The 25,598-nt window shown below is 61.2% G+C and carries 23 protein-coding genes; 14 read left to right on the top strand and 9 right to left on the bottom strand.

Translation table 11 applies throughout. From position 1 onward, the window contains the following. The 6 genes from AC1RS8_RS07340 to gloB form a co-directional block, all read right to left on the bottom strand. Positions 1-1,020: an ABC transporter permease gene (locus AC1RS8_RS07340; RefSeq protein WP_007999322.1), complete on the bottom strand. Its 1,020-nt coding sequence runs from the start codon at positions 1,018-1,020 to the stop codon at positions 1-3. A gap of 1 nt (position 1,021) precedes the next feature. After that, positions 1,022-2,095 (bottom strand): microcin C ABC transporter permease YejB, encoded by a 1,074-nt coding sequence (locus tag AC1RS8_RS07335; protein ID WP_057715036.1) that lies wholly within the window; start codon positions 2,093-2,095, stop codon positions 1,022-1,024. Between the two features lie 4 nt (positions 2,096-2,099). Further along, positions 2,100-3,941, bottom strand: coding sequence for an extracellular solute-binding protein (locus AC1RS8_RS07330; RefSeq protein WP_489340513.1), 1,842 nt, complete (start codon positions 3,939-3,941; stop codon positions 2,100-2,102). Next, on the bottom strand, positions 3,938-5,758 hold the full coding sequence (locus AC1RS8_RS07325; RefSeq protein ID WP_408003804.1) for an extracellular solute-binding protein: 1,821 nt from the start codon (positions 5,756-5,758) through the stop codon (positions 3,938-3,940). Before AC1RS8_RS07325 ends, AC1RS8_RS07330 begins: the two co-directional genes overlap by 4 nt. A 210-nt stretch (positions 5,759-5,968) precedes the next feature. Continuing rightward, complete coding sequence (locus AC1RS8_RS07320; RefSeq protein WP_057715033.1) at positions 5,969-7,399, bottom strand: transglycosylase SLT domain-containing protein; 1,431 nt, start codon at positions 7,397-7,399, stop codon at positions 5,969-5,971. A gap of 99 nt (positions 7,400-7,498) precedes the next feature. Next, a complete protein-coding gene (gloB, locus tag AC1RS8_RS07315; protein ID WP_057715032.1) occupies positions 7,499-8,266 on the bottom strand; it encodes a hydroxyacylglutathione hydrolase in 768 nt (255 codons plus the stop codon). A 65-nt stretch (positions 8,267-8,331) separates the two neighbouring features. Here gloB and AC1RS8_RS07310 point away from each other — a divergent pair, with 65 nt between their 5' ends. The 5 genes from AC1RS8_RS07310 to AC1RS8_RS07290 all read left to right on the top strand — a co-directional run bounded on the left by AC1RS8_RS07310 (position 8,332) and on the right by AC1RS8_RS07290 (position 13,633). Then, a complete protein-coding gene (locus AC1RS8_RS07310; RefSeq protein ID WP_007988453.1) occupies positions 8,332-9,090 on the top strand; it encodes a class I SAM-dependent methyltransferase in 759 nt (252 codons plus the stop codon). Between the two features lie 92 nt (positions 9,091-9,182). Beyond that, positions 9,183-9,635: a ribonuclease HI gene (gene rnhA, locus AC1RS8_RS07305; protein WP_007979123.1), complete on the top strand. Its 453-nt coding sequence runs from the start codon at positions 9,183-9,185 to the stop codon at positions 9,633-9,635. A gap of 213 nt (positions 9,636-9,848) precedes the next feature. Next, positions 9,849-10,607: a DNA polymerase III subunit epsilon gene (gene dnaQ / locus AC1RS8_RS07300; RefSeq protein WP_046037200.1), complete on the top strand. Its 759-nt coding sequence runs from the start codon at positions 9,849-9,851 to the stop codon at positions 10,605-10,607. A 141-nt stretch (positions 10,608-10,748) separates the two neighbouring features. Further along, positions 10,749-13,004 carry an Orn/Lys/Arg family decarboxylase gene (locus AC1RS8_RS07295; protein ID WP_489340514.1) on the top strand — a complete coding sequence of 752 codons (2,256 nt, stop codon included), beginning with the start codon at positions 10,749-10,751 and terminating at the stop codon, positions 13,002-13,004. A gap of 14 nt (positions 13,005-13,018) precedes the next feature. After that, positions 13,019-13,633, top strand: coding sequence for a GNAT family N-acetyltransferase (locus AC1RS8_RS07290; RefSeq protein WP_057715030.1), 615 nt, complete (start codon positions 13,019-13,021; stop codon positions 13,631-13,633). On the opposite strand, the gene AC1RS8_RS07285 is transcribed toward AC1RS8_RS07290, so the two are convergent. Further along, positions 13,599-14,492, bottom strand: coding sequence for a LysR family transcriptional regulator (locus tag AC1RS8_RS07285; RefSeq protein ID WP_057715029.1), 894 nt, complete (start codon positions 14,490-14,492; stop codon positions 13,599-13,601). The two genes, AC1RS8_RS07290 and AC1RS8_RS07285, sit on opposite strands and share 35 nt — an antisense overlap. An 88-nt stretch (positions 14,493-14,580) precedes the next feature. Then, positions 14,581-14,808: a hypothetical protein gene (locus AC1RS8_RS07280; protein ID WP_057715028.1), complete on the bottom strand. Its 228-nt coding sequence runs from the start codon at positions 14,806-14,808 to the stop codon at positions 14,581-14,583. Positions 14,809-14,982: 174 nt separating this feature from the next. On the opposite strand from AC1RS8_RS07280, the gene AC1RS8_RS07275 reads away from it, so the two are divergent. Next, complete coding sequence (locus AC1RS8_RS07275) at positions 14,983-15,543, top strand: NADPH-dependent FMN reductase (protein WP_057715027.1); 561 nt, start codon at positions 14,983-14,985, stop codon at positions 15,541-15,543. A gap of 196 nt (positions 15,544-15,739) precedes the next feature. Here AC1RS8_RS07275 and AC1RS8_RS07270 read toward each other — a convergent pair whose 3' ends face one another. Then, positions 15,740-16,690 carry a DUF1853 family protein gene (locus AC1RS8_RS07270; protein ID WP_489340515.1) on the bottom strand — a complete coding sequence of 317 codons (951 nt, stop codon included), beginning with the start codon at positions 16,688-16,690 and terminating at the stop codon, positions 15,740-15,742. 117 nt (positions 16,691-16,807) lie between these two features. Between AC1RS8_RS07270 and AC1RS8_RS07265 the strand changes: the two genes are divergently transcribed. The 8 genes from AC1RS8_RS07265 to AC1RS8_RS07230 all read left to right on the top strand — a co-directional run bounded on the left by AC1RS8_RS07265 (position 16,808) and on the right by AC1RS8_RS07230 (position 25,587). Continuing rightward, positions 16,808-17,698, top strand: coding sequence for an NAD(+) kinase (locus AC1RS8_RS07265; RefSeq protein ID WP_008016128.1), 891 nt, complete (start codon positions 16,808-16,810; stop codon positions 17,696-17,698). Further along, positions 17,695-18,669, top strand: a complete 975-nt coding sequence (locus AC1RS8_RS07260) for a metallophosphoesterase (RefSeq protein WP_371319467.1) — start codon at positions 17,695-17,697, stop codon at positions 18,667-18,669. The genes AC1RS8_RS07265 and AC1RS8_RS07260 overlap by 4 nt, the downstream gene beginning before the upstream one ends. Further along, positions 18,666-19,535, top strand: a complete 870-nt coding sequence (locus AC1RS8_RS07255) for a rhomboid family intramembrane serine protease (RefSeq protein ID WP_090455016.1) — start codon at positions 18,666-18,668, stop codon at positions 19,533-19,535. Before AC1RS8_RS07260 ends, AC1RS8_RS07255 begins: the two co-directional genes overlap by 4 nt. A 32-nt stretch (positions 19,536-19,567) precedes the next feature. Next, positions 19,568-19,828: a YeaC family protein gene (locus AC1RS8_RS07250; RefSeq protein ID WP_053158810.1), complete on the top strand. Its 261-nt coding sequence runs from the start codon at positions 19,568-19,570 to the stop codon at positions 19,826-19,828. Then, entirely contained in the window at positions 19,825-20,655 is an 831-nt protein-coding gene (locus tag AC1RS8_RS07245) for a DUF2797 domain-containing protein (protein ID WP_489340516.1), read from the top strand. Before AC1RS8_RS07250 ends, AC1RS8_RS07245 begins: the two co-directional genes overlap by 4 nt. Positions 20,656-20,665: 10 nt before the next feature. Then, positions 20,666-23,323: an aminopeptidase N gene (gene pepN, locus AC1RS8_RS07240; RefSeq protein ID WP_489340517.1), complete on the top strand. Its 2,658-nt coding sequence runs from the start codon at positions 20,666-20,668 to the stop codon at positions 23,321-23,323. Positions 23,324-23,786: 463 nt separating this feature from the next. Next, the gene (locus AC1RS8_RS07235) at positions 23,787-23,912 is read left to right on the top strand and encodes a hypothetical protein (RefSeq protein ID WP_493162481.1); all 126 of its coding nucleotides are present in this window, start codon (positions 23,787-23,789) and stop codon (positions 23,910-23,912) included. Positions 23,913-24,534: 622 nt separating this feature from the next. Beyond that, positions 24,535-25,587 (top strand): WD40/YVTN/BNR-like repeat-containing protein, encoded by a 1,053-nt coding sequence (locus AC1RS8_RS07230; protein WP_057715021.1) that lies wholly within the window; start codon positions 24,535-24,537, stop codon positions 25,585-25,587. Positions 25,588-25,598 lie beyond the last annotated feature (11 nt).

Below are 25,598 nucleotides of genomic sequence, written 5' to 3'. Positions count from 1 at the left end.
TCACTTCCTCGGGTCGAAGGCATCGCGAGCGGACTCGCCGATGAACACCAGCAGACTCAACATCAAGGCCAGCACCGCAAAGGCGCTGATGCCCAGCCACGGCGCCTGCAGGTTGGATTTGCCCTGGGCCACCAGTTCACCCAGGGACGGGCTGCCCGCCGGCAAGCCGAAGCCGAGGAAGTCCAGGGCGGTCAGCGTACCGATGGCGCCGGTGAGGATGAACGGCATGAAGGTCATGGTCGAGACCATCGCGTTGGGCAGGATGTGACGGAACATGATCGCGCCGTTCTGCATGCCCAGGGCGCGGGCGGCGCGTACGTATTCCAGATTGCGCCCGCGCAGGAACTCGGCGCGCACCACGTCGACCAGGCTCATCCAGGAGAACAGCAGCATGATCCCCAGCAACCACCAGAAGTTGGGCTGCACGAAACTGGCAAGGATGATCAGCAGGTACAGCACCGGCAATCCGGACCAGATTTCCAGGAACCGCTGCCCGGCCAGATCCACCCAGCCGCCGTAGAAACCCTGCAAGGCCCCGGCGATCACGCCGATGATCGAGCTGAGCACGGTCAGGGTCAGGGCGAACAGCACGGAAATGCGGAAACCGTAGATCACCCGGGCCAGCACGTCGCGGCCCTGATCGTCGGTGCCCAGCAGGTTGTCCGTCGAGGGCGGGGCCGGGGCCGGGACTTTCAGGTCGTAGTTGATGCTCTGGTAGCTGTAGGGAATCGGCGCCCACAGCACCCAGGCGTCTTTGGCCTTGAGCAGTTCACGGATGTACGGACTCTTGTAGTTGGCTTCCAGCGGAAATTCGCCGCCGAAGGTGGTTTCCGGGTAGCGTTTGAGCGCCGGGAAGTACCAGTTGTTGTCGTAGTGCACCACCAGCGGCTTGTCGTTGGCGATCAACTCGGCACCCAGGCTTGCGCCGAACAGGATCAGGAACAGCCACAGCGACCACCAGCCACGCTTGTTGGCCTTGAACAGTTCGAAGCGGCGGCGATTGAGAGGGGACAGGTTCATCTCAATGCTCCCGGCTTTCGAAGTCGATGCGTGGATCGACAAAGGTGTAGGTGAGGTCGCCGATCAGTTTCACCACCAGCCCGAGCAGGGTGAAGATGAACAGCGTGCCGAACACCACCGGGTAATCGCGGTTGATCGCCGCCTCGAAACTCATCAGGCCGAGGCCGTCGAGGGAGAAGATCACCTCCACCAGCAACGAGCCGGTGAAGAAGATGCCGATGAAGGCCGAAGGAAACCCGGCGATTACCAGCAGCATGGCGTTGCGGAACACGTGGCCGTACAGCACGCGGTGGTTGGTCAGGCCCTTGGCCCTGGCGGTGATCACGTATTGCTTGTTGATCTCGTCGAGGAAGCTGTTTTTGGTCAGCAGGGTCATGGTTGCGAAGTTGCCGATGACCAGCGCGGTCACCGGCAGCGCCAGGTGCCAGAAGTAGTCGAGGATCTTGCCGCCCATGCTCAGTTCATCGAAGTTGTTCGAAGTCAGCCCGCGCAAGGGGAACCAGTCCAGGTAACTGCCGCCGGCGAACACCACGATCAACAGGATGGCGAACAGGAACGCCGGGATCGCGTAGCCGACAATGATCGCCGAACTGGTCCAGACGTCGAAGTGGCTGCCGTGCCGCTTGGCCTTGGCGATCCCCAGCGGGATCGACACCAGGTACATGATCAGCGTGCTCCACAGCCCGAGGGAGATCGACACCGGCATCTTTTCCTTGATCAGGTCGATGACCTTGGCGTCGCGGAAGAAGCTGTCGCCGAAATCCAGGGATGCATAGTTCTTGACCATGATCCACAAGCGTTCCGGCGCCGATTTGTCGAAGCCGTACATGTGCTCGATTTCCTTGATCAGCGCCGGGTCCAGGCCTTGGGCGCCGCGATAGGCCGAGCCTGCCACCGAGACTTCGGCACCGCCGCCGGCGATGCGGCTGGTGGCGCCCTCGAAGCCTTCGAGCTTGGCGATCATCTGCTCCACCGGCCCACCGGGGGCCGCCTGGATGATCACGAAGTTGATCAGCAGAATGCCGAACAGGGTCGGAATGATGAGCAACAGTCGCCGAAAAATGTACGCCAGCATCTGATTACTCCGTGCCCGCAGGATCGGCCTGCAGTGTGGTTTCGACTTCTATTGCCGGCTTGATGTCCGGCTTGACCCACCAGGTGGCCGTGCCGATATCGTATTTAGGCGAGACCTTGGGATGGCCGATGTGGTTCCAGTAGGCCACGCGCCAGGTCTTGATGTGCCAGTTGGGTATTACGTAATAGCCCCATTGCAGAACGCGGTCCAGCGCGCGGGCGTGGGCCACCAGGCTGTTGCGCGAATCGGCGTTGATCAGTTGCTCGACCAGCTGATCGACCACCGGATCCTTCAGGCCCATGGAGTTGCGGCTGCCGGGCTTGTCGGCGGCGTCCGACATCCAGAATTCCCGTTGTTCGTTACCCGGCGAGTTGGACTGCGGGAAGCTGCCGACGATCATGTCGAAGTCCCGGGAACGCACGCGGTTGATGTACTGCGAGACGTCGACCCGGCGGATCACCAGGTCGATGCCCAGGTCGCTCAGGTTGCGTTTGAACGGCAGCAGCACCCGTTCGAATTCGGTCTGGGCCAACAGGAACTCGATGACCACCGGCTTGCCAGTGGCGTCGACCATCTTGTCATCGACGATGCGCCAGCCGGCCTCCTGCAGCAATTGATAGGCTTGCCGTTGCTGGGCGCGGATCATGCCGCTGCCGTCGGTGGTCGGGTTCTGGAAGGCTTCGTTGAACACCTGCGGCGCCAGCTTGCTACGGAACGGTTCGAGGATCGCCACCTGGTCGGTGTCAGGCAGGCCGGTGGCGGCCATTTCCGAGTTCTCGAAATAACTGCGGGTACGCGCGTAGGCACCGTTGAACAGTTGCTTGTTGGTCCATTCGAAATCCAGCAACAGCGACAGGGCCTGGCGCACCCGCACATCCTGGAACACCGGGCGGCGCATATTGAATACGAACCCTTGCATGCCGGTGGGATTGCCGTTGGGAATCTGTTCCTTGACCAGTCGACCTTCGGTGACCGCCGCAATGTTGTAGGCGTTGGCCCAGTTCTTCGCGGTCATTTCCAGCCAGTAGTCGAACTGCCCGGCCTTGAGCGCTTCCAGGGCGACGGTGTTGTCGCGGTAGTAGTCGGTGGTCATCACGTCGAAGTTGTAGAAACCGCGATTGACCGGCAGGTCCTTGCCCCAGTAGTCCTTGACCCGCTCGTATCGCACCGAGCGTCCGGCCTTCACTTCGCCGACCTTGTACGGGCCACTGCCCAGCGGAATTTCCAGGTTACCCTTGTTGAAGTCACGGTCGGCCCACCAGTGTTTGGGCAGTACCGGCAACTGGCCGAGGATCAGCGGCAGTTCGCGGTTGTTGGTGTGCTTGAACTTGAACAGTACGGTGAGCGGGTCTTCGGCGATCACTTCGGCCACATCGCTGTAGTAGCCGCGGTACATCGGCGCGCCGTCCTTGGTCAGCATCTGGAAGCTGAACACCACGTCCTCGGCGCGTACCGCATGGCCGTCATGGAAACGTGCTTCGGGGCGCAGGTAGAAGCGCACCCAGGCGTTGTCCGGGGCTTTCTCGATCAGGCGGGCGATCAAGCCGTACTCGGTGAACGGCTCGTCCAGGCCTTGCTTGGCCAGGGTGTCGTAGATGTTGCCGATATCGTCCGCCGGCACGCCTTTGCTGATGAAGGGGTTAAGGCTGTCGAAGCCGCCGAAACCGGCCTGGCGGAAAATCCCGCCCTTGGGCGCGTCCGGGTTGACGTAGTCGAAGTGTTTGAAATCGGCCGGGTATTTCGGCGGTTCGTTATACAAGGTCACGGCATGTTGCGGGGCGGCGCAGGCCAGCCCGGCGAACAGCAGACCGCTGGCCTGCAGGAGCAGGGCACGGATGGGTTTCATTGATCTTTCTCCGAAGATTTCAGCCACCACGCGTTCAGGCCCAGGGTGTAGGGCGGCGTGGTGACGAAGGCGAGCCGGTTGCGGTACCCCAGGCGGTGATAATTGAGGTACCAGTTGGGAACGATGTAGTGCTGCCACAGCAGCACGCGGTCGAGGGCCTTGCCGGCGGCGACCTGTTCATCGCGGGTCCGGGCGGCCAGCAACTGTTCGAGCAAATGGTCGACCACCGGGTTGGCAATGCCGGCGTAGTTCTTGCTGCCCTTGACCCCGGCCTGGCTGGAGTGAAAGTACTGCCATTGTTCCAGGCCCGGGCTGAGTGTCTGGTTGAGGGTCATCAGAATCATGTCGAAATCGAACTGGTCGAGGCGCTGCTTGTATTGCGCGCGATCGACCGTGCGCAGCCGCGCGTCGATGCCGATGCTGGCCAGGTTCTCGACGTAAGGTTGGAGGATGCGTTCCAGGTTCGGGTTGACCAGTAGCAGTTCCAGGCGCAGCGGCTGCCCGGCGGTGTTTTGCAGGCGCTGGCCATTGAGCTTCCAGCCGGCTTCGGCGAGCAGGCCGAGGGCTTTGCGCAGGGTCTCCCGGGGGATGCCACGGCCATCGGTCTGCGGCAGGCTGAACGGCTCGGTAAAGAGCCTGGCCGGCAGTTGCTCGCGATAGGGCTTGAGCAGCAGCCATTCATGTCCGACCGGCAAACCGCTGGCCGAGAACTCGCTGTTGGGGTAATAGCTCATGGCGCGTTGGTAGGCGCCGCCGAACAGCGAGCGGTTGGTCCATTCAAAGTTGAACATCAGCCCCAGCGCTTCACGGACCTTGGTGTCCGAGAAAGCCGGACGGCGGCTGTTCATGAACAGGCCCTGGGTCTGGGTCGGGATCTGATGGGGAATCTGCGTCTTGATCACCTCGCCGCGGCGTACGGCGGGGAAGTTGTAGCCGGTGTCCCAGTTCTTCGCCTGGTGCTCGATATAGATGTCGAATTCACCGGCCTTGAACGCCTCGAACGCCACGACGCTGTCGCGGTAGAACTCGACTTCCATGCGGTCGAAGTTGTACTTGCCGCGATTGACCGGCAGGTCCTTGCCCCAGTAATCCTTGACCCGTTCGAAGACGATCTGTCGTCCTGGCGTGACCGAGGTGATGCGATACGGCCCGCTGCCCAGCGGCGGCTCGAAAGTGGTGGCCTTGAAGTCGCGGCCTTTCCAGTAGTGCTGCGCCAGCACCGGCATTTCACCCAGGCGCAGAATCAGCAGCGGATTGCCGGCACGCTTGAACACGAAACGGATGCGCTGCGGGTTGAGGATGTCGACCCGCGACACTTCCTGAAGACTGGTGCGGTACAGCGGATGGCCTTCCTTGAGCAGCACGCGATAGGAGAACGCGACGTCGTAGGCGGTGATCGGCGTGCCGTCATGGAAGCGTGCTTCGGGACGCAGGTTGAACACCACCCAGCTGCGGTTCTCGTTGTACTCCACCGACTGGGCAATCAGGCCGTAGCTGGACGCGGGCTCGTCACCCGACGGTGCGTACTGCCCCGTGCCGACCATCAGCGGTTCGTTGAGCTCGTTGATGCCGTATTGCAGGAAACTCGGCGTGGTGACCGGGCTCGTGCCCTTGAAGGTGTAGGGGTTGAGCGTGTCGAAGGTGCCAAACGCCATCACCCGCAAAGTACCGCCCTTGGGCGCTTGCGGGTTGACCCAGTCGAAGTGGGTAAATCGGGCCGGGTACTTGAGCGTGCCGAACTGCGCATAACCATGGCTTTCGCTGATCGTCGCGCTTGCGGTGGAGCTCAAGGCCAGGCTGATCAGGAGCAGGGGCAGGGGACGCTTCAAATAGGGGATCCGATCCAGGCGGCTTGGGCTTTGTGGACCGTACAGTAACAGCTTGTATGGACAGGAAAAAGACGGGGGATCCGGGCGATCGCATTCCTGTAGGAGCGAGCTTGCTCGCGATGGTGGTCAATGATGACGCGGGGCACCTGAATCAACTCGGTGCCCTTGGGTTTTTCGCGAGCAGGCTTGCTCCTACAGTTAGTGCGGATTGGCCACCGTCAACATCTGACCAGGCTTGAGCGCCTGGCCGACACGCGGATTCCAGCGCTTGAGGTGCTGCATCTCTACGTTGAAGCGCTTGGCCACGATGTACAGCGAGTCGCCTTGCTGGACCTTGTACTTGGCCTGCTGCTTTTTGGTATTGGCCGCAATCACGGTGTTGACGCGCCCGGAGTTGCGTTTGCTGTTGTCCTGCATGACCAGGGTCTGGCCGGGCTTGAGGTTCTTGCCGCTCAGTTTGTTCCAGCGTTGCAGGTCCTTCACGTCAACGTTGTTGGCCTTGGCGATGGAACCGAGGTTGTCACCCCGCTTGACCCGATAGGAACGCTTGACGCTGGCGACCTGGCTGTCGTCGGCACCTTCGAAGACCGGCTTGAGCGATTTCTTGCTGATCAGTTCTTCAGGACGCATGGTCTGCAGGCTGCTGGTCAGCAATTGCGCCTTGGAGGTCGGCACCAGCAGATGTTGCGGGCCATCCAGGGTGGTGCGCTGCTTGAAGGCCGGGTTGAGCTGGAACAGTTCGTCTTCGTCGATGTTGGCAACTTCAGCAACCTTGGACAGGTCCATGCGCTGGTTGATTTCGACGACCTGGAAGTAGGGCTCGTTGGCGATCGGATTGAGGTTCACGCCGTAGGCTTCCGGCGCCATCACCACCTGTGACAGTGCCAGCAACTTTGGCACATAGGCCTGGGTTTCAGAGGGCAGCGGCAGGTTCCAGTAGTCGGTCGGCAGGCCGAGGCGTTCGTTGCGCTCAATGGCCCGGCTGACGGTGCCTTCGCCGGCGTTGTAGGCCGCCAGGGCCAGCATCCAGTCGCCGTTGAACATGTCGTGCAGGCGGGTCAGGTAATCCAGGGCGGCGGTGGTCGACGCGGTGATGTCGCGACGGCCATCATAGAAACGGGTTTGACGCAGGTTGAAGTAACGCCCGGTGGACGGGATGAACTGCCAAAGACCCACCGCGTTGGCCCGGGAATAGGCCATCGGGTTGTAGGCGCTTTCGATCACTGGCAGCAGGGCCAGTTCCAGCGGCATGTTGCGTTCTTCAAGGCGTTCGACGATGTAGTGAATGTAGAGGCTGCCACGTTCGCCGGCGTTTTCGAGGAAAGATGGATTGCTGGCGAACCAGAGGCGCTGTTGCTCGATGCGCGGGTTGACGCCCAGCCCGTCTTGCAGCTGGAAGCCCTGGCGCATGCGCTCCCAGACGTCCTGGGGGATTTGCGGGCTGGGTTTTTCGCTGAGCCAGATCGGCTTCTGCTTGGCGCGCGCGGCGATGTTCTGCGTGTGCGCCGCATCGGTCTGCGGCGCATGGCTGGAACAGCCCGCCAGGGTGGCGGACACAGCCACCGCAATGGCTTGAGCCAAGCGGGTCAATGCGTCTGAACTGATGGCTTTGCGAATAGGTGACGACATTGGCTGGAAGTAAGTTCCGGGCAAAAATGTCGGGCGATTCTAGGAAGCGCACCCTGCGCGGTCAACCTTTCAGAATTGTTGCAATCTTGATAGGCCCCTTTAGAACCTGTCTTTCCACGCTCGAAGCGCCGCAAAAACCATATCGGGCGCCGAGTTATCGGTGCCGGTCCGTTCGTCCGCTTTTTCTTTAACGGATGTTTCACCGGAGCGCAAAAACGGGTTTGTGAGCTTTTCCAGCGCCAGTGTCGACGGCAGCGTCATGATTCCGGATTCCCGTTGGCGGGTGACTTTGGCCAGGCGCTCGGCAGTGTGCGGGTTGTTCGGTTCGACGGCCGCGGCAAACTTCAGGTTGCCGAGGGTGTATTCGTGGGTGCAGTACACCAGCGTGTCTTCCGGCAACCCGGCCAGGCGTGTCAGCGAACTGTACATTTGCTGTGGCGTGCCTTCGAACAAGCGTCCGCAGCCGGCGGCAAACAGTGTGTCGCCGCAGAACAGCAAGCCGTGATGGTAATAGGCGATGTGCCCCAGGGTGTGGCCAGGGACCGCGAGGACGTCGAAGTCCCAGCCGAGCACGCAGACCTTGTCGTTGTCCTTTAGCGCAACGTCCCGCGCCGGGATCGTTTCGCTGGCCGGACCATAGACTTTCGCGTCCGTCGCTTTTTTCAGCTGTTCGACGCCGCCGACGTGGTCATGATGGTGATGAGTGATCAAAATATCACTCAGTACCCAGCCCGGATTGGCCGCAAGCCAGGCTTGTACGGGGCCGGCATCACCCGGGTCGACGACCGCGCAGCGCTTGCTGCCGTGGTCTTGTAACAACCAGATGTAGTTGTCGGTGAAGGCGGGCAGGGCAGTGATCTGTATCATCGTCGGATTCGCCAAGCGGAAAACATTGGCGCATCTTAGAACTTCCTGGCGCGTTGGAGAATGCAATGACTGATAAAGCGTTCGCACAAGCCGATCCTGACTGGCTGGCGTTGATCAGCGCCGCCCGCGAGTGGCTTGCCGGTCCCCTCGGGCAATTTCTGCTGGACGAAGAGCGGCGCATGCTCGAAGACGAGCTCGGGCGGTTCTTTGGTGGCTATCTGGTGCATTACGGTCCCTCGGCCCAGACTCCGCCGTCTGCCCCTCAGGTACAGCGCAATGTACGCCTTGGTGCGCCATTGCCGGGGGTCGAGATCGTTTGTGAGGAGCAGGCCTGGCCGCTGAGCGAGCATGCCGCCGATGTGGTGGTGCTGCAGCATGGCCTGGATTTCTGCCTGTCGCCCCACGGTCTGCTTCGCGAGGCGGCAAGCAGCGTACGTCCCGGCGGGCATTTGCTGATCATTGGCATCAACCCCTGGAGCAGTTGGGGCCTGCGGCATGTGTTTGCCCAGGATGCGCTGCGCAAGGCGCGCTGCATTTCGCCGTCACGGGTCGCCGACTGGCTGAACCTGCTGGGTTTCGCGCTGGAGAAACGCCGCTTCGGGTGCTATCGTCCGCCGCTTGCGTCACCGGCGTGGCAGACCCGCCTGGCCGGTTGGGAGCGCAAGGCCGGTGACTGGCAACTGTCGGGCGGCGGCTTCTATTTATTGGTGGCGCGCAAGATCGTGGTGGGCTTGCGACCGGTCCGTCAGGAGCGGCGCGAACCGATGGGCAAGCTGATCCCGTTGCCGATGGCCAAGGTCAACCGGCGCAACATCGAACCGTAATACACACTTTTCATTTGTGGCCGGGCATGTCCCGGCTTCGGGCGTCGTCGATCAGCGATCGGCGGGCCAGCGCATTTTCTGGATAGATTGGCATGAGCGATAGCGTAGAACTGTTCACCGACGGCGCCTGCAAAGGCAACCCTGGTCCTGGCGGCTGGGGCGCACTGCTGGTGTGCAAGGGCGTCGAGAAGGAACTCTGGGGCGGCGAAGCCAATACCACCAACAACCGCATGGAGCTGATGGGCGCGATCCGTGGCCTGGAGGAGCTCAAGCGTCCCTGCGAGGTGTTGTTGGTGACCGACTCGCAGTACGTGATGAAAGGCATCAACGAGTGGATGGACAACTGGAAGAAGCGCGGCTGGAAAACCGCAGCGAAGGAACCGGTGAAAAACGCTGACCTGTGGAAGTTGCTCGACGAGCAGGTCAACCGTCACAAGGTCACCTGGAAATGGGTGCGCGGACACATTGGCCATCACGGCAACGAACGGGCCGACCAGTTGGCCAACCGTGGTGTGGATGAAGTGCGTGGGTACAAGCAGGGCTGATTCGGGTACTGCCGATGCACCGCGCCGTGGCCTTCGCGAGCAAGCCCGCTCCCACACTGGATTCGTGTCGTCCACAAAGTTGTGAGCTGACGCCGATTCAATGTGGGAGCGGGCTTACTCGCGAAGGCGGCGACTCGGTGTACCTGAAAGACCCCGGCGAGCGTGTTAACATCGCCGCTTTTGCACGATTGACCGATTGAGAGCTGAGCACTGATGGCCACCAGATCCGTTGTACTCGACACCGAAACCACCGGCATGCCGGTGACCGACGGCCACCGGATTATCGAAATCGGTTGTGTCGAGTTGATCGGCCGACGCCTGACGGGCCGGCACTTCCATGTGTACCTGCAACCCGATCGCGAAAGTGACGAGGGCGCGATCGGCGTCCACGGCATCACCAACGAATTCCTCGTGGGCAAGCCGCGTTTTGCCGAGGTGGCCGAAGAGTTCTTCGAGTTCATCAAGGGCGCGCAGCTGATCATCCATAACGCGGCGTTCGACGTTGGCTTCATCAACAACGAATTCGCCCTGATGGGCCAACAGGACCGCGCGGACATCACGCAGCACTGCTCGATCCTCGACACCCTGATGATGGCCCGGGAACGTCACCCGGGGCAGCGCAACAGCCTCGACGCCCTGTGCAAACGCTATGGCGTCGACAACTCCGGTCGTGAACTGCACGGCGCCTTGCTCGACTCCGAGATTCTTGCCGACGTCTACCTGACCATGACCGGGGGGCAGACAAGTCTGTCCCTGGCCGGCAACGCCTCCGATGGCAATGGCTCGGGTGAAGGGGCGGACAATTCGGCCACCGAGATTCGCCGTTTGCCGGCGGACCGTCAGCCGACGCGCATCATCCGCGCCAGTGAAGACGACCTGGCCCGCCACGCGGCGCGCCTGGAAATCATCGGCAAATCCGCTGGTGCCCCGGCGTTGTGGGTGCAGTTGGCCGAGGCTGAAGCGCAGGCATAACACCCTATTTGGCAGATACTCGCCACAGGGAAACTCCCTCGTCGCCACAAGTTGGTGCATCCCGCTCGCCACATCCGCTGCAACACTCTAACCTGAGGTGATTGGCAGGCTCTGGTCTGCCGCCTCAGGACGCTGAGCCTCATGTACAAAGACTTGAAATTCCCGGTCCTGATCGTTCATCGCGACATCAAGGCCGACAGCGTTGCCGGTGACCGCGTGCGGGGGATTGCCCGGGAGCTGGAGCAGGAAGGGTTCAGCGTCGTTTCGGCGGTGGACTACACCGAAGGGCGACTGGTGGCGTCGACTTACCATGGCCTGTCCTGCATGTTGATTGCGTCTGAGGACGCCAGCACCCATTCGCATTTGTTGCAAAACATGGCCGAACTGATCGGTCTGGCGCGAGTGCGTGCGCCGGATCTGCCGATTTTCGCCCTGGGCGAAAAAGTGACCCTGGAAAACGCGCCCGCCGACGCCATGGCCGAGCTCAATCAGTTGCGCGGCATTCTTTATCTGTTTGAGGACACCGTGCCCTTTCTCGCCCGGCAGGTGGCCCGCGCCGCGCGCAAGTACCTCGATGGCCTGCTGCCGCCGTTTTTCAAGGCGTTGGTGCAGCACACGGCGGATTCCAACTACTCCTGGCACACCCCCGGCCACGGCGGTGGCGTGGCGTATCACAAAAGTCCGGTGGGGCAGGCGTTTCACCAGTTTTTCGGGGAAAACACCCTGCGCTCGGATCTTTCGGTGTCGGTACCGGAGCTCGGCTCCTTGCTCGATCATACCGGCCCCCTGGCTGAAGCCGAGGCCCGTGCAGCACGCAATTTCGGCGCTGATCACACCTTTTTCGTGATCAATGGCACGTCCACGGCCAACAAGATTGTCTGGCACTCGGTGGTCGCCCGCGATGACCTGGTGCTGGTGGACCGCAATTGCCACAAGTCGGTGTTGCATTCGATCATCATGACCGGCGCCATCCCACTGTACTTGTGTCCTGAGCGTAATGAACTGGGGATCATCGGCCCGATTCCCCTGAGTGAGTTCAGTCGCGAATCGATCCAGGCCAAGATCGACGCCAGTCCGCTGACCAAGGGGCGTTCACCGAAGGTCAAGCTTGCCGTGGTGACCAATTCAACCTATGACGGCCTTTGCTACAACGCTGAGCTGATCAGGCAGCAACTGGGCAATAGCGTTGAGGTGTTGCACTTCGACGAGGCCTGGTACGCCTATGCAGCGTTTCATGAGTTCTTTGCCGGGCGCTACGGCATGGGCACCTCCCGTGATGAAGACAGCCCGTTGGTGTTCACCACCCATTCGACCCACAAGTTGCTGGCGGCCTTCAGTCAGGCATCGATGATTCACGTGCGCGATGGCGGTGCGCGGCAACTGGATCGGGATCGCTTCAACGAAGCATTCATGATGCACATCTCGACCTCGCCGCAGTACGGCATCATCGCCTCGCTGGATGTGGCTTCGGCGATGATGGAAGGGCCGGCCGGGCGTTCGCTGCTGCAGGAAATGTTCGACGAAGCCCTGAGTTTTCGCCGTGCGCTGGCCAATTTGCGCCAGCACATTGCCGCCGATGACTGGTGGTTCTCGATCTGGCAACCGCCGTCGGCGGAAGGCATCGAGCGGGTCGTCACCGAGGACTGGTTGCTGCAACCCGATGCCGACTGGCACGGCTTTGGCGGCGTGACCGACGACTATGTGCTGCTCGACCCGATCAAGGTCACGCTGGTGACGCCGGGATTGACCGCCGGTGGCGCCCTCAGCGAGCGCGGGATTCCGGCGGCGGTGGTCAGCAAGTTCCTGTGGGAGCGGGGCCTGGTGGTCGAGAAGACCGGGCTGTACTCGTTCCTGGTGTTGTTCTCCATGGGCATTACCAAGGGCAAGTGGAGCACGTTGCTCACCGAACTGCTGGAGTTCAAGCGCAGCTACGACGCCAACGTCGGTCTGGCCAGTTGCCTGCCCTGTGTGGCGCAAGAGAATGTCGCACGCTATCAGGGCATGGGGCTGCGTGATCTGTGCGATCAGTTGCATGCCTGTTATCGCAGCAATGCCACCGCCAGGCACCTCAAGCGCATGTACACCGTTCTGCCGGAAGTCGCGATGAAGCCGGCGGACGCCTATGATCAATTGGTGCGGGGTGAAGTCGAAGCCGTGTCGATCGATGCGCTGGACGGGCGGATCGCTGCGGTGATGCTGGTGCCGTACCCACCCGGCATTCCGCTGATCATGCCGGGTGAGCGCTTTACCGAGTCGACCCGCTCGATCATCGATTACCTGGCGTTTGCCCGCACGTTCGATAGCAGTTTTCCGGGATTCGTTGCTGATGTGCACGGATTGCAACATGAAGATCAGGGCAGTGGACGGTGCTACACCGTCGATTGCATCAAGGAATGAGGACATTTCCCAGTATGCAGCCGGTTATAAATCCGAATTATCCAGGGTTGTCGGTACGGGTTGCCGACGAGGGTTTTGCCGCCTATATCTGGGGCAGTGATTTCAGTTTTGAAGTCGCGGCCTACGGTGCGGCACAAATAGGAGCGCCGGTGGCACAGTGGCCTGTCACCCCGATCACGCCTTATCGCAAGTGCTACGGCATCGATCCCGAGGAATTCAGCAGCTTTCGCGATTCCGCCGACAGCGCGATTTTCATGGCTTATCTGGATGACCAGCCCGTGGGGCACCTGGTGGTCAGCACCAACTGGAACGGCTTTGCCCATATCGACGAGCTGGCGGTGCACGCACCGGCCCGGCGGCATGGCGTGGCCAAGGCCCTGCTGGATGTGGCGCAGTTCTGGAGCCGCAAGAAAAAGCTGCCAGGCATCATGCTCGAAACCCAGAACAACAACCTGGGGGCCTGCAGGCTCTATGAACGCTGCGGTTACGTGATTGGTGGGATCGACCACCTGCGCTATCGCGGCATCGATCCGAACACCGCCGAAGTGGCGCTGTTCTGGTATCGATTGTTCGAAAACCCGCTGGAAAATCCGTTCAGTTCGTCAGCATCGCCGCGGCTTGTTCCGTGACGATGGTTAACAGTGTCTGAACCGCCGGTGAGGGTTCGGCGTTTTTCAGGGTCAGGGCGTAGAGGCTGATCGGGACCGCTGGCGCCAGGGGGCAGGTGTCCAGCCCCGAGGCTTTTGCGCCGAGGGCGGTGAAGGGGTCGACGATGGCCAGGCCTTCGCCGGCCTCGACCATGCTGCGCATCATCTGATGCGTCTGGACCCGGGTCTGAATCACCGGGGCAGGGCGCAAACCGTGCAGTTTGTTTTCCAGCGCCGGGCTCAACGGGTCCTGCCCCTCCAGGCCGATCATCGATTGGCCGGCCAGATCCTGCAGTGAAATGTATTTCTGTTTCGGTTGCAGCCAGCCATGGGGGGCGAGCAACTGGAGTTTGCCCTGGGCGATCACATGGCAGTCGAGGTCGGCGTGATCGGGGTCATGCAGGCTCAGGCCCAGATCGCTTTCACGCAGCAGCAGGCTTCTGACGATGTCGCGGGTGGGCTGGCTCAGTAGCGTGCAAGGCGCATCGGGCAGGCGTCGGCGCAGGGCCGCGATGCTGTGTGGCAACAATTGGTTGGCCAGGGGAGGGGTGCAGATGATGCGCAGCGGCGGCGCCAGGTATTGCCTGAGGCTGTTGGCCAGGCGCTGCACCGGTTCGAGCGCATCGTAGACCCGGGCAATTTCCACCTGCAGTTCCCGCGCTTCGCGGGTGGCCTGCAATCGTCCGCGTACGCTGGCGAACAGCATGAAACCCAACTGATCCTCGGCGTCGCGCAGCAAGCGCTCGACTTCGGCCACCGGCAACTGCAGCCATTCGGCGGCGGTGCCCAGGTGACCGGTCTGCAAGAGTGCCTGGATCACTTCGATATGGCGTAAGCGCATGCGTGAAGTCCATGTTCAGCAGGTGGAGGAGTCAGTGGCTGAATCCTACCCCAAGTCCGTGCATATGACTTCTGCTCATAACGACGGGTTATGAAGCGCTGGCGATTTGCGGTTCGCGGGTAATGGTCACGCCGGTTTGCACCAGCATGAATTCATTGTCGTCGACCTTGTTGACGCGGTCGCCAATGGCCAGTTTGTAGGTGGTGACAGGCCCTGAACCTTCTGCCGCCGGGGTGGAGTCCTGAAACTCGTGCACCGAATAAATGCGGCCTTGCGCGTCTCTTGCATGGAACTGACCGACGAGTACTGCTGCCATCTGCTTAGAACCTCTGGAGATAAATCACTCAATTTGCGGCACTGTAGACCGTGCTTGGGCGAGGTAAGTTTTCCTACGGGAAAAAAATAGTCAGGGACGGGGTTTTCGGTCGCCCGCTGTTTGAATCGTCATCTATAACTACAAGCTCTTCCTATCGGACAGTCGAGAAATCTTATGAGCAACGTCTATACGATCGCCGTCGTGGTCGGCAGCTTGAGAAAGGAATCGATCAACCGCAAGGTCGCACGGGCCCTGATAGAACTGGCACCGGCCAATCTCAAGCTCAACATCGTCGAAATTGGCGATCTGCCGCTCTATAACGAAGATATCGATGGCGCTTCACCGCCGGCAGCCTACAGCACTTTCCGACAACAGGTGAGCTCATCCGACGCGGTGTTGTTCGTGACCCCGGAATACAACCGGTCGGTGCCGGCACCGTTGAAAAACGCGATTGACGTGGGCTCGCGTCCATATGGCAAAAGCGCCTGGAGCGGTAAGCCGGGAGCCGTTATCAGTGCGTCGCCGGGGGCCGTCGGCGGGTTTGGTGCCAATCACAACCTGCGTCAATCCATGGTGTTTCTCAATGTGCCGATGATGCAGCAACCGGAGGCCTATCTGGGGAACGCCGGTTCGGCGTTCGACGAATCGGGCAAGTTGTCCGAGTCGGTAAAGCCGTTCCTGCAAAGTTTCATCAATGCTTATGGGCAATGGGTCGAGCAGCACAAGAAAGACTGATGGTCATTGGCCGGCGCTTTGTCCTGCGAAGCGTTGGACAATCGGGGATACGGTTGTCTCTTTGGACCGGGTTGACCCTATCGCGAGCAAGCTCGCTCCCACAGGGATCTTCAGTGGATACAAGGCGTGTATACGGCTGAGTTCCAATGTGGGAGCGAGCTTGCTCGCGATGGGGCCGGCTCAGACAACGCAAAACTCAGGCATTGCCCGGCACATTCGGCCAAAGATCCGCCACCAGAAACAATCGCTCGGCCTCTTCCCAATCGCCGCTGGCATTTTCCGTCAGGCGCACCAGCAGTTGTGCTGGCGCCAGCGGGTCCAGGTCATCCAGCCACGCCTGCATCTGTCCGGGGTTCCAGGTGTGCTCGGCCGAATAATGCGCCGGCGCCAGCCAGGCGTGACGGGGCAGGGGTTGCCAGCGACCGGGCGGGCTTTGGGCCAACAACGCCGGCCAATCCTTTTGATGCAACCAGCGACCCCGCAAATGCTGCGGATGGGCACCCAATGGCGGGGCGGCTTGTCCGGGCCACGGGTACAGCAAGTAACCCCCCAGCCATAAATGTGCGCTGAAGGCCTGGATATCCAGCGCCGCCAGCACTTCACGGCTCTCGGGGCGCGCGGAAATCGGCAATTGATGCTGGCTCAGGTGCGCCAGTTTGCGGTCGAGCCGGTCGTGGCAGCCCGGGCCCAGCCACTGGGCGGTGTCGTGTCCGTCGCCGGATTGCGGGCCGAGGTAGAGCTTGATCGCCAGTTCCAGGTGATGCACGCCGTCGCGGTCGCGCAGCAGCATGTCCAGTTCACCGAGGGTGTGCCCTTCACGGCGAATCGGCATGTTGGCGGCAATCAGTTCAATGCCCGGCGCATGCTGCACGGCGAATTGCCAGAGGCGTTCGTAGTACAAACCCAGGCGCCGGGTCCGGGCCTGGGCCAGCCAGTGCAGCAGGCCATAACTGTCCCGATCCAGCTGTCGCAGCCAATGCTCCAGCCGATCCGGTGCCTGCACCCAGTCGCTGCCGGCCAGCGGGTGACGCTGCGACCACGGGGTATTGTCCAGCATGGGCGGCGCGAGGATGACCCACGCCAGGTCACGCACTTCGGGATGGCGTAACTGATGGGGCAGGTGGAGCAAATCCGGAAATAGCATCATCTTGCGAGCATAGCCCGAAACCCGGGCACACCCTTGAAGCTGAAAGGATTTTGTCTACGGGCGGCTTTCGCCCATAATCGTGGTTTTCGCCGCCACGCAGATCCCCGCAGGAGCCCCATGGAGCAATTTCGCAATATCGGCATCATCGGTCGCCTGGGCAGTTCCCAGGTGCTGGATACCGTCCGCCGACTGAAACGGTTTCTGCTCGATCGTCACCTGCACGTGATCCTCGAAGACACCATCGCCGAAGTGCTGCCAGGGCACGGCTTGCAAACCTCGTCGCGCAAGATGCTCGGCGAAGTCTGCGACATGGTCATCGTGGTCGGTGGTGACGGCAGCCTGCTCGGTGCCGCCCGGGCGCTGGCCAAACACAATATCCCGGTGCTCGGCATCAACCGGGGCAGCCTGGGTTTCCTCACCGACATCCGTCCCGATGAGCTGGAAACCAAGGTCGCCGAAGTGCTGGATGGCCACTATCTGGTGGAAAACCGCTTTTTGTTGCAGGCCGAAGTCCGCCGCCACGGCGAGGCCATCGGCCAGGGCGATGCACTGAACGACGTCGTGCTGCACCCCGGCAAGTCCACGCGAATGATCGAGTTCGAGCTGTACATCGACGGCCAGTTCGTCTGCAGCCAGAAGGCCGACGGCCTGATCGTCGCGACGCCGACCGGTTCCACCGCCTATGCGTTGTCCGCCGGCGGGCCGATCATGCATCCCAAGCTCGACGCTATTGTGATTGTGCCGATGTACCCCCATACCTTGTCGGGTAGACCGATTGTGGTCGATGGCAACAGTGAGCTGAAAATCGTCGTGTCCAAGGATATGCAGATTTACCCGCAAGTCTCGTGCGACGGGCAGAACCACTTCACCTGCGCGCCGGGCGACACCATTACCGTCAGCAAGAAAGCCCAGAAACTGCGGCTGATCCATCCGCTGGACCACAATTACTATGAAGTCTGCCGGACCAAGCTTGGCTGGGGCAGCAAGTTGGGGGGTGGAGGCGACTGATGCTCGATCCCGCGCGTAGCTACGACCTGATCGGTGACGTGCACGGTTGCGCTCTGACCCTGGAGCACTTGCTCGACCGACTCGGTTATCACAAGCAGGGTGGCGTCTGGCGACATGCCTCGCGCATGGCGGTGTTCGTCGGCGATATCATCGACCGCGGCCCGCGGATTCGCGAGGCACTGCATATCGTCCACGACATGGTCGAGGCCGGTCAGGCGCTGTGCATCATGGGCAACCACGAGTTCAATGCGCTGGGCTGGAGCACGCCGGCACTGCCCGGCAGCGGCAAGCAGTTCGTGCGTGAGCACACGCCGCGCCACGCCCGCCTGCTGCACGAAACCCTGACCCAGTTCGAACACCATCCGGGCGACTGGCACGACTTCCAGCAATGGTTCTACCAGTTGCCATTGTTCGTCGATGCCGGGCGTTTTCGCGTGGTCCACGCCTGCTGGGACGCCGGGCTGATCGAGCCGCTGCGGGCGTTGTTCCCCAACGGCTGCGTCGACGAGCATTTTCTCCAGGCGTCGGCGGAGTCGGGCTCTTTTGCCTGCACCGTATTCGACCGGCTGCTGCGCGGCACGGACATGCGTTTGCCCCATGGCCTGACCATGACCAGCGGCGACGGCCTGGTGCGTTCGTTCTTCCGCACCAAGTTCTGGGAAGACGATCCGAAAACCTATGGCGACATCGTGTTCCAACCGGATGCACTGCCGGAACCCGTGGCCCGGACGCCGCTGTCGTCCACCGAAAAGAACAGTTTGCTGCGCTATGGCATCGATGAGCCGCTGTTGTTCGTCGGCCATTACTGGCGCAGCGGCAAGCCGGCACCGATCCGGCCGAACCTGGCCTGTCTGGATTACAGCGCAGTGCTGTACGGCAAACTGGTTGCCTACCGACTGGATCAGGAAACCCGCCTGGATCCGCAAAAATTCGTCTGGGTCGATGTCGAGCGGCCGGAGGTGCTGCAATGAGTGCTGTAGCGGTATTGCGTCTGCCCCTGGCGGTGGACTTGAGCGGGTTCGTCACCCTGCTCAAGCGCATGCAAGTGCCCCATCGGGTCAGCGAGGAAGCTGGCGAGCAGGTGCTGTGGGTGCCGGACAACATCAGTGAAGACGTGCGTGCGCTGTACGAGCGTTTTCCGGCGGGTGACCCCGATCAGCAACTGGACATTCCGGTGGCGCAGACCGTCAAGCGCCCGGGGTTCGTCGAGCAGTTGAAATACGCCAGGGCCACCGCGCTGGTGCTGCTGCTGAGCCTGGTTGTCGGCGCGGTGACCATGCTGGGCGACAACCTTGAAACGATGCGCTGGCTGACCTTCCTCGAGTTCCGCGTGGTCGGCGAATACATCCACTTCACGCCACTGGCCGACAGCCTGGCGGCGGGGCAGTGGTGGCGCCTGGTCACGCCGATGCTGATCCACTTCGGCATCCTGCACCTGGCGATGAACGGCATGTGGTACTGGGAGCTGGGGCGGCGCATCGAGTCGCGCCAGGGCAGTATCAACCTGATCGGCCTGACCTTGCTGTTCAGCCTGGTGTCGAACTTTGCCCAGTATTTCTTCAGCGGCCCGACCTTGTTCGGCGGTTTGTCCGGCGTACTGTACGGCCTGCTCGGGCATTGCTGGATCTTCCAGTTGCTGGCGCCGAACCCGGCCTATCGCCTGCCGCGAGGTGTGCTGGTGATGATGCTGGTGTGGTTGCTGCTGTGCCTGTCCGGGCTGGTCTCGATGATCGGCTTCGGCGAGATCGCCAACGCGGCCCACGTCAGCGGGTTACTCATCGGATGCTTCACCGGTTTGTTGGGCGGTTTGTATAACCGCCGTAAACTGGCCGCCTAATTCAGAACATGCAATAAAGAGACGGAGACCCAATGTCCTCTTTTAACGAAATGATCAAGAACATCACCCCCGATATCTACGAGAGCCTGAAACTGGCCGTGGAAATCGGCAAATGGTCGGACGGTGGCAAGCTCACCGCCGAACAACGCGAGCTGTCGCTGCAGGCGATGATCGCCTGGGAAATCCAGAACCTGCCAGAGGACCAGCGCACCGGCTACATGGGCCCGCAGGAATGCAGCTCCAAGTCGATTCAAGTGCCGAATATTCTGTTCAAGTCGGATGCCATCCATTGATCGAGATTGGCCGCGGTGCAATCAGCAAAATGTCGGCGCGCCTGGACGGGCCGAACGTGCAATACGCATTTCGTCTGGGCGAAACCGAGGTCCCGGTCAATCCGTTGATCGGCACCACGGTGCGCCTGGAATACCTGGGCGCGATCCACTGCACCCATTGCGGACGCAAGACCAAGACCAGTTTCAGCCAGGGTTACTGCTACCCGTGCATGACCAAACTGGCCCAGTGCGACGTGTGCATCATGAGCCCGGAGCGCTGCCACTTCGAGGCTGGCACCTGCCGGGAGCCTGAGTGGGGCCAGAAGTTCTGCATGACCGATCACGTGGTGTACCTGGCCAATTCGTCGGGGGTCAAAGTCGGGATTACCCGCGCCACCCAGTTGCCGACCCGCTGGCTCGACCAGGGTGCGAGCCAGGCCTTGCCGATCATGCGCGTATCGACTCGCCAGCAGTCCGGTTTCGTCGAGGATCTGTTGCGCAGCCAGGTGGCCGACAAGACCAACTGGCGCGCTTTGCTCAAGGGCGATGCGGCGGCGGTGAACCTGGCCGAGGTCCGCGATCAACTGTTCGACAGCTGTGCCGAAGGCTTGCTCGGGTTGCAGCAGCGATTTGGCTTGCAGGCGATCCAGCCGGTGACCGACGTCGAACCGCTGGAAATCCGCTACCCGGTCGAGCAGTACCCGGCGAAGATCGTCAGCTTCAACCTGGACAAGAACCCGATTGCCGAAGGCACGCTGATGGGGATCAAGGGTCAATACCTGATCTTCGACACCGGCGTGATCAACATTCGTAAATACACGGCTTACCAGCTCGCCGTGCATCAGTAAGGACTCCAGCATGCGCACCGAACAACCGAAGATGATCTACCTCAAGGACTATCAGGCGCCCGAGTACCTGATCGACGAAACGCACCTGACCTTCGAGTTGTACGAGGACCACAGCCTGGTCCATGCGCAACTGGTGATGCGCCGCAACCCCGAGCGTGGCCCGGGCCTGCCGCCGCTGGTGCTGGACGGCCAGCAGCTGGAACTGCTGTCGGTCACTCTTGCCGACCAGGAGCTTTCCGAGGCGCAGTATCAGCTGACCGAGAATCACCTGACCCTGCACCCGACCAGCACCACCTTCACGGTCGATACCAGCGTCCGGATCCACCCGGAAACCAATACCGCGCTGGAAGGCTTGTACAAGTCCGGCACGATGTTCTGCACCCAGTGCGAGGCCGAAGGTTTTCGCAAGATCACCTATTACCTCGACCGCCCGGACGTGATGAGCACCTTCACCACCACGGTCGTCGCCGAACAACACAGTTATCCGGTGCTGCTGTCCAACGGCAACCCGATCGCTTCCGGTCCCGGTGAAGAGGGCCGGCACTGGGCGACCTGGGAAGACCCGTTCAAGAAACCGGCGTACCTGTTTGCGCTGGTGGCCGGCGATCTGTGGTGCGTCGAAGACAGCTTCACCACCATGAGCGAGCGCAACGTGGCGCTGCGCATTTACGTCGAGCCGGAAAACATCGACAAGTGCCAGCACGCGATGAACAGCCTGAAGAAATCCATGCGCTGGGACGAAGAGGTCTACGGTCGCGAGTACGACCTGGACATCTTCATGATCGTCGCCGTGAATGACTTCAACATGGGCGCCATGGAAAACAAGGGCCTCAACATTTTCAACTCCAGCGCCGTGCTGGCCAAGGCCGAAACCGCCACCGATGCCGCGCACCAGCGGGTCGAGGCGATCGTCGCCCACGAATACTTCCACAACTGGTCGGGCAACCGCGTGACCTGCCGCGACTGGTTCCAGCTGTCGCTCAAGGAAGGCTTCACCGTGTTCCGCGATGCGGGTTTCTCCTCGGACATGAACTCGGCCACGGTCAAGCGCATCCAGGACGTGGCGTACCTGCGCACCCACCAGTTCGCCGAAGACGCCGGCCCCATGGCCCACGCCGTGCGCCCGGACAGCTTCATCGAGATTTCCAACTTCTACACCCTGACCGTGTACGAAAAGGGCTCGGAAGTGGTCGGCATGATCCACACCTTGCTCGGCGCCGAAGGCTTCCGTAATGGCAGCGACCTGTACTTCGAACGCCACGACGGCCAGGCCGTGACCTGCGATGACTTCATCAAGGCCATGGAAGAAGCCAATGGCGTTGACCTGACCCAGTTCAAGCGCTGGTACAGCCAGGCCGGTACACCGCGCCTGGCGGTAACTGAGTCCTACGACGCCGCTGCGAAAACCTACAGCCTGACCTTCCGTCAGAGCTGCCCGGAAACCCCGGACAAGGTGCAAAAACTGCCGTTCGTGATCCCGGTCGAACTGGGGCTGCTGGATTCCAAAGGGGCAGCGATTGCCCTGCGTCTGTCCGGTGAAGCCAATGCGCAAGGCACCTCGCGGGTCATTTCGGTGACCGAAGCCGAGCAGACTTTCACCTTCGTCGACATCGCCGAACAACCGTTGCCGTCGTTGCTGCGCGGCTTCTCGGCGCCGGTGAAATTGAGCTTCCCGTACAACCGTGATCAGCTGATGTTCCTGATGCAGCATGACAGCGACGGCTTCAACCGCTGGGATGCCGGCCAGCAACTGTCGGTGCAGGTGCTGCAAGAGCTGATCGCACAGCAGCAGAAGGGCGAAGCGCTGGTACTCGATCAGCGTCTGGTGGCGGCGTTGCGCACGGTGCTTTCGGATGAGTCGCTGGATCAGGCGATGGTCGCGGAAATGCTCTCTCTGCCAAGCGAGGCGTACCTGACCGAGATCAGCGAAGTGGCGGATGTCGAAGCGATTCACACGGCGCGTGAATTTGCCCGTAAGCAACTGGCTGACGCTTTGTTCGAAGGTTTGTGGCTGCGTTATCAGGCCAATCGCGAGTTGTCGAAGCAGACGCCGTACGTGGCCGAGGCTGAACACTTCGCCCGTCGTGCCTTGCAGAACATCGCGTTGTCCTACTTGATGCTCAGCGGCAAGCCGCAAGTCCTGGCGGCAACCCTGGAGCAGTTCGACGCGTGCGACAACATGACCGAGCGCCTGACCGCACTCGCGGTGTTGGTCAACTCACCGTTCGAAGCCGAGAAGGCCAAGGCACTGGCCAGCTTCGCCGAGCACTTCAAGGACAACCCGCTGGTCATGGACCAGTGGTTCAGCGTCCAGGCTGGCAGCGTGTTGCCTGGTGGTCTGGAGCGGGTTCGTCAGTTGATGCAGCATCCTGCGTTCAACATCAAGAATCCGAACAAGGTGCGGGCACTGGTCGGTGCGTTTGCCGGGCAGAACCTGATCAACTTCCATGCCGCTGATGGTTCCGGGTATCGCTTCCTGGCGGATTTGGTGATCGAGTTGAATGGCTTCAATCCGCAGATTGCTTCTCGGCAGTTGGCGCCTTTGACTCGCTGGCGCAAGTACGACAGTGCTCGTCAGGCTTTGATGAAGGCGGAGCTGGAGCGGATTCGGGCTTCGGGGCAGTTGTCCAGTGATGTGTTTGAAGTGGTCAGCAAGAGTTTGGCTTGATCTTGGCTTTTGAACTTGGCGGCCTTTGGGCCGACCAGGTTCTTGGTTGATTGAGTACATATCCGTTTCTTCGGTAACGGCGGCTGGCGGTTTCGCCCTTACGGCGAGTCCCTTTTGTCAAACGACACAAAAGGAACCAAAAAGTCTCGCCCCGAACGTACGGCCCCTCGCCAAGGCTCGGGGTTCCTTCGCTCCGGCATTCATCCGGGGGCATCGCCCTCCGGTTGGCTTCGCTGGCACCTACATGCGATGTGTTCGACTGCGTCGAACGGCGCTGCGCGCCAATCCCCGGATGAACACCTCCACTCAGCCTGCCGAGGGGGCGGGTGGATCAAGATCAAGAGCTGCAGGCGAGCTAACGCTCGGCCTGATGAGTGGTGAAGAGCGTGGGGGTACGCAGCCCTGCTTTTGCTCTGCTCTTCTGTTGGAGCGAGCTTGCTCGCGATGGCGGCCTGCCAGTCGCTTGAATCCTATCTGGTTGCACAAAATTTTCAGAACCCCCATCTACGGCTTTGGCTTTGGCTTTGGCTTTGGCTTTGGCTTTGGCTTTGGCTTTGGCTTTGGCTTTGGCTTTGGCTTTGGCTTTTGATCTTGATCTGGCTTTTGATCTTTCGCCCCTTCGGCAGGCCGAGCGTAGGTGTTCATCAGGGGGTTAGGCGCGTAGCGCCGTTCGACGAAGTCGAACACATCGAGAGGAGGTCGTCGCGAAGCAGACCGTAGGCGATGCCCCCTGATGGACACCGTAGCGAGGGAACACCGAGCCTTGGCGAGGTGCCGTACGCCGGGGCGAAGCCTTTTGGTTCCTTTTTGGCGTTTGAAAAAGGGACTCGCTGTAAGAGCGAAACCGCCAGCAGCCGTTACCGCAGAAATGGATATGTACGCCGATTGGAAAAGCAGCCGTTACCGCTGCAACGGATATGTACACCGAACACCGAACACCGAACACCGGTCACTACCACCCACCACCGAAACCGCAATCACCCCACCTGATACCCAACCATTCAGAACCCCACCCCCATCCCCCCGGTTAACAAAAGATAACGTGGCGTCGATTGTCAGACATTAAAAAACACCGATAGGATAGGCCAGCTTCCGAAGGGGCTCTGGATTGCGGGTTTCAGGACTATGCTCTGAAACAGCCGGTCCGGACACGCACCCTTGCGGCGCCCAGTAAGGTTGAACGACCTAACAATAATAATGGGAGAAGGTCTATGAGTGAGCCTGTCATGGGTGTGGGTATCTGCCGCCCGCCGGCATTACGCAAATTCGCGTTGCTGGCCACAGCGCTCTCGCTGTTGGGCTCTGCCATGCTGTCGGCGCCTGCGCTGGCCGCGGCGGCGCCAGCATCCGATGTTGTCTATTCCATTGAATCGGCCAAGGCCGCCAAAAGCCTGATGCTCGATGTCGTCCACGCCGGCAAGCGCCTGGTGGCGGTCGGGGATCGTGGGCACATCCTGTATTCCGATGACCAGGGCGCAACCTGGACCCAGGCCAAGGTCCCGACCCGGGCCCTGCTGACGTCGGTGTTCTTCGTCGATGACATGCACGGCTGGGCCGTCGGCCATGACGCGCAGATCCTCGCCAGCGAGGACGGCGGCGCGACCTGGACCAAGCAATTCGAAGATCTGAAACGCGAATCGCCGCTGCTCGATGTCTGGTTCAAGGACGTCGACAGCGGCTTTGCCGTGGGCGCCTACGGCTCGCTGATGGAAACCACCGACGGTGGCAAGCATTGGGAGGACGCCAGCGACCGCCTGGACAACGAAGACCAGTACCACCTGAACGCGATCGCCGCGGTCAAGGACGCCGGGCTGTTCATCGTCGGTGAGCAGGGCAGCATGTTCCGCTCCGCGGACTGGGGCCAGACCTGGGAGAAACTCGAAGGCCCGTACGAAGGCTCGCTGTTCGGCGTGATCGGTACGGCGCAGTCCAATACGTTGCTGGCCTACGGCCTGCGCGGCAATCTTTACCGTTCCACGGATTTCGGCACCACCTGGGACCAGGTCGAGCTCAAGGCTGAACGTGGCGACCTGGAGTTCGGGCTGTCCGGCGGTACGCTGCTCGACGATGGTTCCATCGTGATCGTCGGCAACGGCGGTTCGGTTATTCGCAGCAGTGACAACGGCGAAACCTTCAAGGTGGTCAACCGTCCGGACCGTATTTCCGTCTCGGCAGTGACTGCGGCAGGCAATGGCAATCTGGTTCTGGCCGGGCAGGGTGGCGTTCGCGTCACTTCGCCAAGCGGCACCGAGTCGGGCAAATGAGCCGGGTTAAT

Source organism: Pseudomonas sp. GW821-FHT12A04 (assembly GCF_058807755.1).
Note: the sequence above shows the minus strand (reverse complement) of the source record. Positions and strands in the feature narration are given on the sequence as shown.